Below are 13,792 nucleotides of genomic sequence, written 5' to 3' on the forward strand. Positions count from 1 at the left end.
GCTCCCGTTGTTGCGGGAAGGGTAGGGATATCGGCGCTAACCCTGCAACGGTATCGCAGCCCGCGCGGCGATCGATGCCGGAATCGCACCGCGCTTCGCGGCTTCGCGCCACACACGCTCGATCGCGGCGCGGCCGCGGCGGGTGACGGCGGCGGCATCGACCGTGGTGGGGCGGCCGTCACGCAGCAGCACGCGGCCTTCCACCATGGCCAGCGTCAGGTCGGACGCGCTGCCATTGGTGATGAGCGATTTCAGCGGGTCCCAGACCGGCTGGTAGCGGGAGGAGGAGAGGTCGAACATCACGAGGTCCGCCCGCGCGCCCTTGGCCACCAGGCCGAGATCGTCGCGCCCCAGCGCCAGCGCCGCATCCCGCGTCGCGGCGCGCAGGATGCGGGGCGCGGCCAGGCCATGCGGCGTGCCGGACTGCACCTTGGCGAAGACCGCCGCCGTGCGGAGTTCGTGCAGCATGTCGAGCGTCACGCCATCCGTCCCGATGCCGAGGCGGAGCCCCGCGGCCTCCATCCGCGCCAGCGGCACGAAGCGGCCGGAGCGCGCGAAGGCGAGCGGGCAGGAGGCGAGTGCCGCGCCTTCCCGCGCGATCATCGCCATCTCCTCGTCCGTCGCGAACATGCCATGCGCCAGCACCACGCCGGGGCGGAGCAGGCCGAGGCGGCGCAGATGCTCGATGGAGCCCACGCCATGCGCGGCCTTCACGCGATCGATCTCGATCAGGTTCTGCGCGGCGTGGATGGAGACGATGGTGTCCAGCTCGCGGGCTTTCGCATCGACGCGCTTCAGCAGCTCCGGTGTGTTGCTGTCAGGGCCATGCGGGCCGAAGCCCACGCGGGTGACGCCGTGCCTGCCCTCGTCGAAACGCTCGAAGAGCTTGAGCGTCGCCTCGAAGCCCGTGTTGTCGGTCGGCGTGTAGATGGGCTTGCCATCGGCGCCCATGCCGACGGTTTCGCTGAACAGATAGGGGCAGGACCAGCTGCGCAGCCCGATCCGCTTGGCGCGTTCGATGAAGGGCCATTGCTGCACGCGATAGACGTCGAGAAGGCCGGTGGTGCCGCTGCGCAGCCCCTCCAGCAGCGCCATCTCCACCGCGTCGCCGATATCCTCCTCCGTCATCAGCGCGGCGGCGACATCGCCGAGCGGCATGAGGAGGGAGAAGACGATGTGGCCCGGCAGGTCTCCCGGTGCCAGTTCATCGGCCAGGCCGCGGAAGAGGGGGCCGGACATGGCGTGGTTGTGCAGGTTGATGAGGCCCGGCATCAGCAGGGAATCGGGGGCGGTGATGCGCTCGGCGTCCATCGTGGGCCGGTGCGGGGTGACATCGGCGATGGCGCCGTCCCGCACCACCACGTGATGGCCGGTGCGCAGGCCATGATCGGCGTCCCAGACCCAGCCGGGCTCGATGACCAGCGTCATGGCAGCACTCCCCTGAAATGGCCGATGAGGGCGGACAGCGTGAGGACCGACAGCGCGGTGGTGATGACGACGGCGGCGCCCGAGCGGTCCATGCCGATGGTGTAGCGGCGTGCGAAGATGAAGGCGTTGGCGCCGGTGGGCAGGGCGGACATGGTGACGGCGACGGCGGTCTCGATCGGGGTGATGCGCAGGGCGATCGCGATCAGCCAGACCAGGCCGGGCAGCGCCACCAGCTTCACCGCGATGATGGTCAGCGTCTCCGCCCAGGCGGCGCGGCCGCTGATGGCGGAAAGCCCGCCCCCGAGGCAGAACAGCGCGACGGCGGGGGTCGCATTGCCCAGCAATTCCAGCGTGCGCTCCATCGGGCCGGGCATGGTGAGGCCGAGCGAGGTCCAGGCCAGCGCGGCCACCACCGCCATCACCACCGGGTTGCGCGCGACGCCGCGCGCGGTGGTGACCGCGACGCGGCGCCAGGGCGCGTGCTCGTTCAGCCCCATCTCCGTCACGATGGTGGCGAGGCCCAGCAGCACCATGGTCTGCAGCGCGAGGATGCCGAGCATGGGCGGCACGCCGGCCTGGCCATAGGCGGCGACGATGATGGGCACGCCCATCATCAGCGAGTTGCCGAAGACGCAGGCCAGCGCGAAGAGCGCCGCTTCCGACAGCCCCATGCGGAAGAAGCGCCGCCCGGCCCAGGTGGCGAGCAGGAAGACCAGCACGCCGCCTGTCAGCAGCGCCGCCGCGGCGCCGCCGGCGCTGTCATGCGGCCTGGTGCCGCCGAGGAAGATGAGGGAGGGCGCGGCGAGGCCGAAGACGAAGGCCGACATGCCGTCGAAGGCCGCGCGCGGCAGCAGGGCCCGGCGGCCGGCGATGAAGCCGAGGCCGATCAGGGCGAAGACCGGGAGGACGACCTCGATGACGCCCCCCATGCGGCGCTACCGGCCCAGCAGCGTATCGACGAAGCCGGGCAGCCAGGGCTGGCGCGCGCGGGTGGTGCGCGCGGCGTGGAGGATGGCGCGGACTTCCGCGACGCAGGCATCGAAATCGCGGTTGACCAGCACGTGGTCGAAGTCGGACCAGTGGGTCATCTCCTCCCGCGCGATGGCCAGGCGCTTGACGATCTCGGCCTCATTCTCCTGCTGCCGGCCGCGGAGGCGGCGTTCCAGCTCCTCCATGGAGGGCGGCAGCAGGAAGATGCCGACGACATCCTGCGGCAGCTTCGCCTTCAACTGGCGATGGCCCTGCCATTCGATGTCGAAAAGCACGTCGCGGCCCTCGGCCAGCGCGGCCTCGACCGGCGCGCGCGGCGTGCCGTAGCGGCGGCCGAGGAAGCCGGCGTGCTCCAGCAGCTCATCCCGCTGGACCATTTCTTCAAATGCCTCGGGCGTCTTGAAGAAGTAGTGGACGCCATCGGTTTCAGCCGGGCGGGGGGCGCGGGTGGTGGCGCTGATGGAGAGCGAGAGGTCGGGCTCGGTCTCCAGGATTTTCCGGGATACGCTGGTCTTGCCGCCGCCAGGCGCGGCGGCGAGGACGAGGCAGATGCCGCGGCGGGCGGGGAGGGTGCGGCTCATTCGACGTTGGCCGCCTGTTCGCGCAGGCGTTCGATCGCGGCCTTGAGGTCGAGGCCGATGCGCGTCAGCGCGGTGCTGGCCGATTTGCTGCAGAGCGTATTGGCTTCCCGCACGAATTCCTGCGTCAGGAATTCCAGCTTGCGGCCGACGGCGTCGCCGGATTTCAGCAGGGACCGCGCCTCGTTGATATGGGCGGTCAGGCGGTCCAGCTCCTCCCGCACATCGGAACGCTGGGCGAGCAGGGCGACTTCCTGGGCGAGCCGTTCCTCCGGCACGCGGGCGCGGAGGTCGCCCTCGCCGAGCAGGTTCGCCAGGTTCTCCATGAGGCGGGCGCGCTGGGCGGCGGGCTGGCCGGCGGCTTCCTTCGCGGCGGCCTCCCGCAGCGAGGCGATCTCATCCAGCAGCGTCGTCAGGATGGTGGCGAGCTGCGCGCCTTCCCGGGCGCGGGAGGCGACCAGGCCATCGAGGGTCGTCGCGAAGGCGGTGGCGAGGGCGGCGCGGCGGGCTTCCTCCGCGGCCTCGTCGGGCTCCACCACCTCGGCCCGCAGCACGCCGGGCAGGGTCAGCACGGCTTCGGGGCTCGGGGGCGCGGCGCCGGGGATGCGGGCGGCGACGGAGAGCACCAGGGCGATGGCCTGTTCCAGCGCGGCGGGATCGGGGGTCAGGCGGGGGGCGCGTTCCTCCCGCTTCACGGTGAGCGTGGCGGAGACGTTGCCGCGCTTGAGGCGCTTGCCCAGCGCCTCCCGCAGCGCCGGCTCCAGCGCATCCAGCCCGCCGGGCAGGCGCAGCCGCAGGTCCAGGCCACGGCCGTTGACGCTGCGGAGTTCCCAGACGAAGGAGGTGCCGTCCGGCAGGGTGCCGCCTTCGCGCGCGAAGCCGGTCATGGAAGCGAGCTTGCTCATGGGGGGTTTCTCCCCCTTGTGAGGGTGGAGGGCAAGGTGGCGGCATACCCCTGGCGTGACGTGATGATCACCGGCGCGACCGGGGGGCTCGGCCGGGCGCTGGCGGAGGCCTGCGCGGCGCCGGGGGTGACGCTGCATCTGAGCGGCCGGGACGAGGCGCGGCTGGATGCGGTGGTGGCCGCCTGCGTGGCGCGCGGCGCGGCGGTCAGCCCCAGGGTGCTGGACGTGACGGACCAGGCCGCGATGGCGGATTGGGTGGCGGGGGCGGGCAGGCTCGACCTGGTGATCGCCAATGCGGGGGTTTCGGGCGGCACGGGTGGGCAGACGGAGCCGGCGGACCAGGTTGCCCGGATTTTCGCGACGAATGTGGGGGGCGTGCTGAACACGGCGCTGCCGGCGCTGGCGGTGATGGCCGGGCAGGCGCCGGATGCGGCGGGGGTGCGGGGGCGGATCGCGGTCATCGCCTCCATCGCCGCCTTCGTGGCGGCGCCGGGGGCGCCAGCCTATTGCGCCAGCAAATCGGCGGTGCAGCGATGGGCGGAGGCGCTGGATGCCAGCGAGCGGGCGCGGGGGATCCGGCTGCACGCGGTCTGCCCGGGCTACATCCGCACGGCGATGACGGCGCGGAACCCCTTCCCCATGCCGCTGCTGATGACGCCGGAGGTGGCGGCGGCGCGGACGCTGGCGGGGATCGCGGCGGGGCGGGTGCGGGTGGTCTATCCGCGGCGGTTGTATGCGGTGGCGCGTCTGGTGGGAGCGCTGCCGCCTGCGTGGCGGAACGCGATGATGGGGGTGGTGCCGGCGAAGCCGCGGGAGGGGTAGGGGGCGGAGCGGTATGACGATTCCGCCTGGACGTCATACTCGCCACGCCCCTAGCATCGGCGCTCCGAACCGGAGGCCTCCCCGTGCCGCAACTCCCCCGCCGCGCCCTGATCGCGGCCGCCCTGGCCGCGCCGTCCCTGTCCGGCGCGCGGGCGCAGGGGCAGGGGGGCGTCGTGCGGGTGGCGGTCTCCGCGCCGCGGGGCATCGGGGCGGCGGACCCGCACCTCGCCTCCGCCCATCCGGACCGCATGCTGGCCTCCTGGGTGCATGGCGCGCTGGTGCGGTTCCGGCCGGGCTCCACCAGCCCCGCCGAGATCGAGCCCGATTTGGCGGAGGCCTGGGAGCATTCGGCCGACCGGCGGGACTGGCTGTTCCGGCTGCGGCCGGGCGTGGCCTTCCATCGCGGCTTCGGGCCGGTGACGGCGGAGGATGTCGTCTTCAGCCTGCGCAAGGCGGCCAACCCCGCGACCTCCGCCCATGCCGGCGATTTCGCGGGACTCGAGGAAGTGTCGGCGCCGGATGCCTCCACGGTGCGGCTGCGCTGGCGCGTGGCGCCGCCGGCGCCGCTCGGGCCGCTGACCAATTATGCCGGCGGCTTCATCCTCTCCCGCCGCGCCATGGAGGCCGGCGGCGCGGAGGCCGGCATGGTGGGCTTCGGCCCCTTCGCGGTGGCGGAGCACCAGCCCGGCCAGTTCATGCGCCTGGCCGCCAACCAGGCCTATTTCCGCGGCCGGCCGCAACTGGAGCAGATCCTGTACCGCTTCGTGGGGTCGCCGGCGGTGGCGGACCTCGCCTTCCAGGCGAATGAGGTGGACATCATCGAGGGCCAGGGCGATCCCGCCTGGATCGCGCGGCTGCGCGCCGCCGGCGCCACGGTGGATGTGATCGAGCCGGCGGAGCTGTCGCAGCTGCATCTCAACGTCACGCGGGCGCCGCTCGATGATGTCCGGGTGCGGCGCGCCATCGGCCTGGCGGTGGACCGCGCGGCGCTGGCGCGCTGGCGGGGGGATGTGGCGCGGGCGGCGCGGGGGGTGCTGCCGGCGGGGACGCTGGGCTTCGTGGAGACGGGGCTGCCCGCGGTCGATCCCGAGGGCGCGCGGCGGCTGCTGGCGGAGGCGGGCTTCCCGGATGGCATCACGCTGCGCAGCATCCACACCAGCAACACCGGCATGCTGGGCGCCATCCAGGTGGTGCAGGCGCAGCTGCGCCGCGCGGGCATCACGCTGGAGGTGCAGGTGGTGGACCACCTCTCCTACCACGCCATGATCCGGCAGGACCTCAGCCCCGTGGTGCACTACTCCGCGGCGCGCTTCCCGGTGGCCGACGTGATGCTGACGCAGTTCTTCCACGGACGCAGCATCGTGGGCATGCCGGGGGCGGTGACCAACTTCTCCCATTGCCGGGTGGCGGATGACGCGATCGAGGCCGCGCGCGGGGCGACCGATGGCGCGGCGCAGATGGCGCATTGGGCGGAGGCGCAGCGGCGGATCGCGGCGGCGCATTGCGCCGTGCCGCTGGTGGAATCCCTGGGCGTCTGGGCGCGGCGCGCGCGCTTCGACTACGGCTTCGCGTTCCGCGGCGCGATGGCGACCGGGCCGCTGCTGACGGAGCGGTCGCGCTTCGCCTGAGGCTCATGCCAATGGCCGCCTGCGGCGGCTCGCTGGTCATGTTTTCCGATGCCTCGATCGCCGGCGCCCGCTCCGCGGGCTTGGCTTCGCCGGAGTTCCGGCGGGCGCCGTTCGGCGCCTCGGCCGGCCTTGCCGGCCGCAGGTCACGACATGTGCTCGGCGGTATCAGTCGTGGCGGTGGCCGCGCCGCCTTCCGGGGCGGGGGGCGGGCATCAGGTTCACGCGGCCCAGCCGCACGCCGCGTTCGGCGATCAGCGATTCGGCGAAGGGCCGCACCGCCCGCGCCTGGCCGCGCAGCAGCGCGACCTCCACGCAGTGATGCGCATCCAGATGGGCATGCAGCGTGGCCACGCTGAGGTCGTGGTGCGCGTGCTGCGCATCCAGCAGGCGGCGGCCCAGTTCGCGCTCCGCATGGTCATAGACGAAGCTGGCGACGGCGACGCATTCGCCCTCCGGGTCGCCCGCTTCCTCCGCGCTGCGGGCCAGGCCGCCATGCAGCAGGTCCCGCATCGCCTCCGACCGGTTGGCGTAGCCGCGCCGCGCCATGAAGGCATCCAGCGCCGCGGCCGTTTCGTCATCGAGCGTGATGGTGATGCGCTGCGTCATGGCCCGGCCCCGGGATGGTGGCTCACTGTCCGGTCTCGGCGGCGGGGAAGTTCAGCTCCAGCACCACGCCATTGGGGTCCGTGACGAAGAGCTGCGTCACGCCATCCCGCGGCACCACCTGTTCGCGGAAGGCCAGGCCATGGGCCTTCAGGCGCGCGCGCATGGCGGGCAGGCCGGTGGCGGCGAGGGCCACATGGTCGATCAGGCCGGTGGGCTGGGCGCGCCGCGGCGGGCGGGTGGCATCGGCGGCGCGGGGGCCGACCAGGTGGATGACGGGGGCGCCGCCGGCATAGAGCCAGGCGCCCGGGAAATCGAAGGGCGGGCGGTCGCCCTGCTCCAGCCCCAGCACGTCCCGGTAGAAGGCGATGGTGGCGTCCAGGTCCACGGCCCAGATGTTGATGTGCTCGATCCCGCCGATGGGCATGGATGCCTCCCCCTGTTCCGGGCTGCATCAGCGCATGCGCCGGGCCTGCCCGTCCAGGGTCAGGCGGGGGCCTTGCGGGGTGGGGGTTGGGAGGTGGCGAGCCAGACGCCGGCCAGCACGACCAGCCCGCCCAGCAGCACGCCCGCCGCCGGCCATTCGCCGAGCAGCAGGGCGCCGACGCCGGCGGCGAAGGGCGGCTGGATGTAGCCGACCATGGAGGCGTCCGTGACGCGGGCGCGCGTCAGCAGCCGGAGGAACATGGTCAGCGGGATGGCGGAGGTGAGGATGCCGAGCAGCGCGATGACGCCGAAGACCCAGGCGGGCTGGTCATAGGCGCCGATGCCGTTGAAGGGCAGGGAGAGCATGCCCGCCACCAGGCCGGAGACCACCTGCTGCCCCAGCACCAGCTGGGCGGAGGCGCCGGGCCGCGCCATGCGCGCGTAGAGCGTGCCGGCGGCGTAGGAGCAGCCGGAGACGAGGATCAGCAGCCCCCCGGTGAAGGAGGCATTCCCCGTGAGCGCCGCCGGGCCGAGGATGACGGCGATGCCGGCGAAGCCCAGCAGCAGCCCGGCCACGCCGCGCCAGCCCGGCCGGTCTCCGGGCAGCAGGACGCTGGCCATCAGCGCCACCTGGAGCGGCGTCGCGGCGTGGATCAGGGCGGCGGGCGCGGCCTCGATCCGGTCCAGCGCCAGGGCCGTCAGCAGGTTGGGCACCCAGCCATTGCAGGTGCCGAGCACGAGTGCCGCGCGCCAGACATTCCAGCCGCCGCCGCGCAGCTGGCCGGTGACGGCGAGGAAGGCGAGCACGCCCAGCGCCGCGAAGGCGCCGCGGCAGGCGGCGAGCGCGAAGGGCGGCATCTCCCCGGCCACCAGGCGGAGCAGGGGGAAGGAGGAGCCCCAGAGGCCGCCGATGACGATCAGGCGCCACCAGAGCGCCGGGCCGGCGAGGGGGGTCATGCGGCGGGGGGGCGCGTCACCGCGCGGGGGCCGCGGCGCGGGTTCGCTCGATCTCCCGCCAGCGGGCGACGTTGCGGTTGTGCTCCTCCAGCGTGCGGGCGAAGGCGTGGCCGCCGGTGCCATCGGCGACGAAGAAGAGGAAATCCGTGGCTTCGGGGCGGGTCACGGCGCGCAGGCTGTCGCGGCCCGGGCTGGCGATGGGGCCGGGGGGCAGGCCGCGGATGCGGTAGGTGTTGAAGGGGTGGTCGCGGTCGAGGTCGGCGCGGGTCAGGGGGCGTTCCAGCAGGCCGCCATCGGCGGCGGCATAGGCGGCGGTGGGGTCCGATTGCAGCATCATGCCCCGCCGCAGCCGGTTGATGAAAACGCCGGCGACGCGGGCGCGTTCGTCGCCGCGGCCGGTCTCGCGCTCCACGATGGAGGCGAGGATCAGGGCTTCCCGCGCCGTCGCGATGGGCAGGCCGGGCTGGCGGGCGGCCCAGATTTCCGCGAGTGCCTGCTCCATCGCCTGTTCGGCGCGGCGGACGACGGCGGCGCGGGTGTCGCCGAACTGGTAGCTGTAGGTCTCGGGCAGGATCTCGCCCTCGGCGATCTCGGGCATCTCGCCGGTCAGGCCCTCCGCGCGTTCCAGGATGGCGGTGATCTGGCGGGCGGTGAGGCCTTCGGGGATGGTGACGCGGCGCTGGACGGGGCGGGCCTTGCGCAGGATTTCCAGCACGTCGCGCAGGCTGGCGCGGGCGGGGAAGGTGAATTCGGCGGCGCGGACGGCGCCTTCGCCGCGCGTCAGCCAGACGGCGGCGAGGAAGGCGCGGGGGTCGGCGATGACGCCGCGCTCGGCCAGGGCCTCGGCGATGATGGTGGTGCCGCCGCGGGGGACGACGATCTGCGCGGGTTCGGCCAGGGGGCCGGGGGCGGTCCAGGCGCGGTGGGCATACCACCAGGCCCCGCCGCCGAGGCCGGCGATGATGAGCAGGACGAGGAGGAGAGCGACGAGGCGGCGCATGGCCTAGTCCTGGCGTCGCCGTGCCACTCTGGCAAGGCGCCCGCGCGTCAAACTCCGCGCGGGCGGGTCGGTGTGGGGGCGGATCGGTTGGCGGGGTGGCGCCGGCGCCCGGCGGTTGAGGGCGGAAAAAGGCGGACCGGCCGCCTGGCCGGTCCGAGCGCCCGAAGGGGGGCCGCCGGTTGTCCGGCGAAGCCAAGCCGGCGAATGCCGCCGCCCGGCGCTTGAGGGCACAGAAAGCCGGACCGGCTTCTTGGCCGGTCCGAGCGCCCGAATGGGCGCCGCCGGCAGTCCGGCGAAGCCAAGCCGGCGGAGCCGGCGCCCGGCGTCTGAGGGCACAAAAAGGCGGACCGGCTTTGGGGCCGGTCCGAGCGCCCGAACGGGCGCCGCCGGCAGTCCGGCGAGCCAAGGCGGCGGATGCCGCCGCCCGGCGCTTGAGGGCACAAAAAAAGACCGGCCTTTCGGCCGGTCCGAGCGCCGCCGGAGGCGGTCGTGGCTAGGCCGCTTTCTTGAAGATGATGCTGGCGTTGGTGCCGCCGAAGCCGAAGCTGTTGGACAGCGCGATGTCGATCTTCCGCGGCTGGGCCTGCAGGGCCACGCGGTCGATCGGGCTTTCGCGGGACGGGCTTTCCAGGTTCAGGGTCGGCGGCGCCACGCTGTCGCGGATGGCGAGGATGGAGAAGATGCCCTCCACCGCGCCCGCCGCGCCCAGCAAATGGCCGATGGCCGATTTGGTGGAGGACATGGCGAGGTTCTTCGCCTCGTCGCCCCAGAGCCGCTCCACCGCCTGCAGCTCCAGGTCGTCGCCCATCGGCGTGGAGGTGCCATGCGCGTTGACGTACTGGATATCGGCGGGGGAGAGGCCGGCGCTGCGGAGCGCGGCGCGCATGGCGCGGAAGGCGCCGTCGCCATCCTCGGTGGGGGCGGTGATGTGGTAGGCGTCGCCGGACATGCCGTAGCCGATGACCTCGGCGTAGATCTTGGCGCCGCGGGCCTTCGCGTGCTCCAGCTCCTCCAGCACCAGCACGCCGGCGCCTTCGCCCATGACGAAGCCGTCGCGGTCCTTGTCCCAGGGGCGGCTGCCCTTGGTGGGGGCGTCGTTGAAGGCGGTGGAGAGGGCGCGGGAGGCGCAGAAGCCGGCCATGCCGATTTCCGCCACGGCGGCTTCGGCGCCGCCGGCCACCATGACGTCCGCATCACCCAGCGCGATCAGCCGCGCCGCATCGCCCAGCGCATGCACGCCGGTGGCGCAGGCCGTGACCACGGCGTGGTTCGGGCCCTTGAAGCCGTAGCGGATGGAAACGTGGCCGGAGGCCAGGTTGATCAGCGCCGAGGGGATGAAGAAGGGCGAGATGCGCCGCTGCTTGCCCTGCGCGATGAGGAGGGAGGCCTCATAGATCGTGGGCAGGCCACCGATGCCCGACCCGATCATGACGCCGGTGCGGCAGCGGGCTTCCTCCTGGTCGGGACCAGGCATCCAGCCGCTGTCCTCGACCGCTTCCTGCGCCGCGACGAGCGCGAGCTGGATGAAGCGGTCCATCTTCTTCTGGTCCTTGACGGGGATCCACTCGTTGATGTCGAGCTTCCCCTCCGCCTTGGTGCCGACCGGCACCTGGCCGGCGATCTTCGCCGGCAGGTTGCTGACGTCGAAGGACTGGATCGCCGCCAGCCCGCTTTCGCCGGCCAGCATGCGCTTCCAGACATTCTCGACGCCCAGGCCGAGCGGGCAGGCGATGCCCATCCCCGTGACGACGACGCGCCGCGGCGCCTCGAGATGAACGAACACCCCTGGATCCCCTACCCTACCGACCGGTCGCCTTGTTCAGGCGGACTTCTGCTTCTCGATGTAGTCGATCGCGTCCTTGACGGTCGTGATCTTCTCGGCGGCGTCGTCCGGGATCTCGACCCCGAAGGCTTCCTCGAAGGCCATGACCAGCTCGACCGTGTCGAGGCTGTCCGCGCCCAGGTCGTCGATGAACGACGCCTCGGTCGTCACCTTGGATTCCTCGACGCCGAGGTGCTCCACGACGATCTTCTTCACCTTGTCGGCGGTGTCGCTCATCCCGCGATATCTCCTGCTGGTAAGTGCCGTGCTGCGAACGCGATGCGTGCGCGCCCGGCCCTTGGTTCCGGGGCGGCGCCGCTTAACATGGATGCGTCATCTGGCCTAGGCGCGCGCCGCGCGCAAGCCGCCCGGGGGCCTGAACCGGCGCAAAGGCGGGGGAAATCCCTGCCTTTTTGCCGGCGGGGGGCGGATGGCCCCCCTGCTCCGCCCCCCGGTGGCGCATCGAATCGGGGGCGTCAGATCATCGCCATCCCGCCATTGACGTGCAGCGTCTGGCCCGTGACCCAGGCGGCTTCCGGGCTGGCGAGGTAGGCGACGGCGGCGGCGATGTCCTCCGGCGTGCCCATCTTCTGGGTGGGGATGCGCGTCAGCAGCGCGGTGCGGGCGGCTTCGGGCAGGGCATCCGTCATGGCCGTCTTCACGAAGCCGGGGGCCACCACATTCACCGTGACGCCGCGGGTCGCGACTTCCTGGGCCAGCGACTTCGACATGCCGATGAGGCCCGCCTTGGCGGCGGCGTAGTTGGCCTGGCCGGCATTGCCGGTGACGCCGACGATGGAGGCGATGGAGACGATCCGCCCCTGGCGGCGCTTCATCATGCCGCGCAGCGCGGCGCGGGCCAGGCGGAAGGGGGCGTTGAGGTCCACTTCCAGCACCGCGTTCCAGTCGGCGTCGCCCATGCGCAGCGCCAGCATGTCCCGCGTGAAGCCGGCATTGTTGACCAGGATGTCGAGGCTGCCGAGCTCGGCCTCCACCTTCTCCACCAGCGCGGCGGGGGCGGCGGGGTCGGCGAGGTCGGCGGGCGCGACCAGGACGCGGTCGCCGCCGAGTGCCTCGGCCAGGGCGGCCAGCTCCGCCTCCCGCCGCCCGGTGATGGCGACCTTGGCACCTTGCGCGTGCAGCGCGGTGGCGATGGCGGCGCCGATGCCGCCCGTGGCGCCGGTCACGAGCGCCACCTTGCCGTCCAGACGGAACATCAGCCTGTCTCCCCGCCTGCATCCAGGCGCTTGATCATGGTGAAGCGCGTCTGGCCCGGGGGGCAGTCGGGGATGGCCCCGACGACGCGGTAGCCCTGCTTTTCATAAAAGCCGCGGGCCTGGAAGGTGTAGGTATCGAGCCTGGCGCCGATGCAGCCGCGGGCGCGGGCTTCCGATTCGGCGGCCGCCAGAAGCCGGGCGCCCCAGCCGCCGCCGCGGAGCGCGGGCGGCACGGCCAGGTTCTCGACATAGAGCCAGGACCAGCCGGTGCGCCCGACCAGCCCGCCGGCCACCGCGCCGGCCTCGCTTCGCAGCAGGATGCAGAGCGGGCGGGTGTCATGCGGGAAGCCGGCCGCCGCATTGGCGTCCCGCAGAGCGCCGCGTGCGGCCGCCTCCTCCGCCGCCGTGGGGGCGGCGGTCAGGTGGAGGGTGACCGTCACAGCGCCTTGAGGAAGGCTTCGATGTCGGCGGGGGTGCCGACGGCGCTGGCCTGGGCTTCCGGCATCAGGCGCTTCATCAGCCCCGTCAGCACCTTGCCGGAGCCGACCTCCACGAAGCGGTCGCAGCCCATGGCGCCCATGGCCAGGATGCATTCGCGCCAGCGCACCGTGCCGGTGACCTGGCGGACCAGCAGGTCCCGGATGGTGTCGGGGTCCGTCGCCTTGGCGGCGGTGACATTGGCGACGACCGGCACGAGCGGCGCGGCCATCGCGGCCTTGGACAGCGCCTCCGCCATCGCATCCGCGGCCGGGGCCATGAGGGCGCAGTGGAAGGGGGCGGAGACGGGCAGCTTCATGGCGCGCTTCACGCCGGCGGCCTTGGCACCCTCGATCGCGCGATCCACCGCGGCGGTGGCGCCGGAGATGACGATCTGCCCGCCGCCATTGTCGTTGGCGATCTCCACCACCTCCCGCTTCCCCGTCTCCGGGTCCGCGGCGGCGGCGGCGCAGATGGCGGCGGCCTGGTCGAATTCGGCGCCGAGCAGGGCGGCCATGGCGCCGGTGCCGGGGGGCGTTGCCTGCTGCATCGCCTCGCCCCGCAGGCGGAGCAGGCGGGCGGCGGTGGCCAGGCTGAAGGTGCCGGCGGCGGCGAGGGCCGCGTATTCGCCGAGCGAATGGCCGGCCACGAGGGCGACGCGGTCGCGCAGCGCGAAGCCGCCCTCCTTCTCCAGCACCCGCACCACGGCCAGGGAGACGGCCATGAGCGCGGGCTGGGCATTGGCGGTGAGGGTGAGTTCCTCGGCCGGGCCCTCGAACATCAGCTTCGAGAGCTTCTGGCTGAGGGTGTCGTCCACTTCCTGGAACACTTCCCGGGCAATGGGGAAGGCCGCGGCAAGGTCGCGGCCCATGCCGGGGGCCTGGCTGCCCTGGCCGGGAAAGGTGAAGGCGAGAGCCATTTTTTGTCCGTGTGACCCTG

General features: G+C 72.9%; 15 protein-coding genes. 2 read left to right on the forward strand and 13 right to left on the reverse strand.

The window, feature by feature from the left end; all coding sequences use genetic code 11:
• Positions 1–36: 36 nt before the first annotated feature.
• From JJI54_RS08740 to JJI54_RS08755, 4 genes are read right to left on the reverse strand one after another with little or no spacing between them, the layout of a single operon-like run.
• Positions 37–1,428 (reverse strand): amidohydrolase family protein, encoded by a 1,392-nt coding sequence (locus JJI54_RS08740; protein WP_203072582.1) that lies wholly within the window; start codon positions 1,426–1,428, stop codon positions 37–39.
• Positions 1,425–2,357 carry an AEC family transporter gene (locus JJI54_RS08745; protein ID WP_203072583.1) on the reverse strand — a complete coding sequence of 311 codons (933 nt, stop codon included), beginning with the start codon at positions 2,355–2,357 and terminating at the stop codon, positions 1,425–1,427. The genes JJI54_RS08740 and JJI54_RS08745 overlap by 4 nt, the downstream gene beginning before the upstream one ends.
• Before the next feature lie 6 nt (positions 2,358–2,363).
• Entirely contained in the window at positions 2,364–2,999 is a 636-nt protein-coding gene (gene gmk / locus JJI54_RS08750) for a guanylate kinase (RefSeq protein ID WP_203072584.1), read from the reverse strand.
• Positions 2,996–3,901, reverse strand: a complete 906-nt coding sequence (locus JJI54_RS08755) for a YicC/YloC family endoribonuclease (RefSeq protein ID WP_226381573.1) — start codon at positions 3,899–3,901, stop codon at positions 2,996–2,998. Before JJI54_RS08755 ends, gmk begins: the two co-directional genes overlap by 4 nt.
• Positions 3,902–3,937: 36 nt before the next feature.
• Between JJI54_RS08755 and JJI54_RS08760 the strand changes: the two genes are divergently transcribed.
• A complete protein-coding gene (locus JJI54_RS08760) occupies positions 3,938–4,723 on the forward strand; it encodes an SDR family NAD(P)-dependent oxidoreductase (RefSeq protein ID WP_318987469.1) in 786 nt (261 codons plus the stop codon).
• An 83-nt stretch (positions 4,724–4,806) separates the two neighbouring features.
• On the forward strand, positions 4,807–6,351 hold the full coding sequence (locus tag JJI54_RS08765) for an ABC transporter substrate-binding protein (RefSeq protein WP_203072585.1): 1,545 nt from the start codon (positions 4,807–4,809) through the stop codon (positions 6,349–6,351).
• A gap of 165 nt (positions 6,352–6,516) precedes the next feature.
• On the opposite strand, the gene nikR is transcribed toward JJI54_RS08765, so the two are convergent.
• The 9 genes from nikR to fabD form a co-directional block, all read right to left on the reverse strand.
• A complete protein-coding gene (gene nikR / locus JJI54_RS08770; protein WP_203072586.1) occupies positions 6,517–6,957 on the reverse strand; it encodes a nickel-responsive transcriptional regulator NikR in 441 nt (146 codons plus the stop codon).
• Between the two features lie 22 nt (positions 6,958–6,979).
• Positions 6,980–7,381 carry a VOC family protein gene (locus JJI54_RS08775; RefSeq protein WP_203072587.1) on the reverse strand — a complete coding sequence of 134 codons (402 nt, stop codon included), beginning with the start codon at positions 7,379–7,381 and terminating at the stop codon, positions 6,980–6,982.
• 59 nt (positions 7,382–7,440) lie between these two features.
• Positions 7,441–8,337: a DMT family transporter gene (locus tag JJI54_RS08780; protein ID WP_203072588.1), complete on the reverse strand. Its 897-nt coding sequence runs from the start codon at positions 8,335–8,337 to the stop codon at positions 7,441–7,443.
• A 16-nt stretch (positions 8,338–8,353) separates the two neighbouring features.
• Positions 8,354–9,337: an endolytic transglycosylase MltG gene (gene mltG, locus JJI54_RS08785; RefSeq protein ID WP_203072589.1), complete on the reverse strand. Its 984-nt coding sequence runs from the start codon at positions 9,335–9,337 to the stop codon at positions 8,354–8,356.
• 493 nt (positions 9,338–9,830) lie between these two features.
• Positions 9,831–11,120 (reverse strand): beta-ketoacyl-ACP synthase II, encoded by a 1,290-nt coding sequence (gene fabF, locus JJI54_RS08790; protein WP_318987470.1) that lies wholly within the window; start codon positions 11,118–11,120, stop codon positions 9,831–9,833.
• A gap of 36 nt (positions 11,121–11,156) precedes the next feature.
• Positions 11,157–11,396 (reverse strand): acyl carrier protein, encoded by a 240-nt coding sequence (locus JJI54_RS08795; RefSeq protein WP_092963667.1) that lies wholly within the window; start codon positions 11,394–11,396, stop codon positions 11,157–11,159.
• Between the two features lie 239 nt (positions 11,397–11,635).
• Positions 11,636–12,376, reverse strand: coding sequence for a 3-oxoacyl-[acyl-carrier-protein] reductase (gene fabG / locus JJI54_RS08800; protein WP_203072590.1), 741 nt, complete (start codon positions 12,374–12,376; stop codon positions 11,636–11,638).
• A complete protein-coding gene (locus JJI54_RS08805) occupies positions 12,376–12,816 on the reverse strand; it encodes a GNAT family N-acetyltransferase (RefSeq protein ID WP_203072591.1) in 441 nt (146 codons plus the stop codon). The genes fabG and JJI54_RS08805 overlap by 1 nt, the downstream gene beginning before the upstream one ends.
• Positions 12,813–13,772, reverse strand: a complete 960-nt coding sequence (gene fabD / locus JJI54_RS08810) for an ACP S-malonyltransferase (RefSeq protein ID WP_203072592.1) — start codon at positions 13,770–13,772, stop codon at positions 12,813–12,815. The genes JJI54_RS08805 and fabD overlap by 4 nt, the downstream gene beginning before the upstream one ends.
• Positions 13,773–13,792 lie beyond the last annotated feature (20 nt).

The organism is Falsiroseomonas ponticola, from assembly GCF_016805305.1.
Classification (GTDB): Bacteria; Pseudomonadota; Alphaproteobacteria; order Acetobacterales; family Acetobacteraceae; genus Falsiroseomonas; species Falsiroseomonas ponticola.

Excerpts from the sequence above, each read along its gene's own strand:
- JJI54_RS08755 (WP_226381573.1), bottom strand. The coding sequence starts at position 3,901 with ATGAGCAAGCTCGCTTCCATGACCGGCTTCGCGCGCGAAGGCGGCACC.
- gmk (WP_203072584.1), bottom strand. The coding sequence starts at position 2,999 with ATGAGCCGCACCCTCCCCGCCCGCCGCGGCATCTGCCTCGTCCTCGCC.
- fabG (WP_203072590.1), bottom strand. The coding sequence starts at position 12,376 with ATGTTCCGTCTGGACGGCAAGGTGGCGCTCGTGACCGGCGCCACGGGC.
- mltG (WP_203072589.1), bottom strand. The coding sequence starts at position 9,337 with ATGCGCCGCCTCGTCGCTCTCCTCCTCGTCCTGCTCATCATCGCCGGC.
- JJI54_RS08740 (WP_203072582.1), bottom strand. The coding sequence starts at position 1,428 with ATGACGCTGGTCATCGAGCCCGGCTGGGTCTGGGACGCCGATCATGGC.
- JJI54_RS08795 (WP_092963667.1), bottom strand. The coding sequence starts at position 11,396 with ATGAGCGACACCGCCGACAAGGTGAAGAAGATCGTCGTGGAGCACCTC.
- JJI54_RS08775 (WP_203072587.1), bottom strand. The coding sequence starts at position 7,381 with ATGCCCATCGGCGGGATCGAGCACATCAACATCTGGGCCGTGGACCTG.
- JJI54_RS08780 (WP_203072588.1), bottom strand. The coding sequence starts at position 8,337 with ATGACCCCCCTCGCCGGCCCGGCGCTCTGGTGGCGCCTGATCGTCATC.
- nikR (WP_203072586.1), bottom strand. The coding sequence starts at position 6,957 with ATGACGCAGCGCATCACCATCACGCTCGATGACGAAACGGCCGCGGCG.
- JJI54_RS08745 (WP_203072583.1), bottom strand. The coding sequence starts at position 2,357 with ATGGGGGGCGTCATCGAGGTCGTCCTCCCGGTCTTCGCCCTGATCGGC.
- fabD (WP_203072592.1), bottom strand. The coding sequence starts at position 13,772 with ATGGCTCTCGCCTTCACCTTTCCCGGCCAGGGCAGCCAGGCCCCCGGC.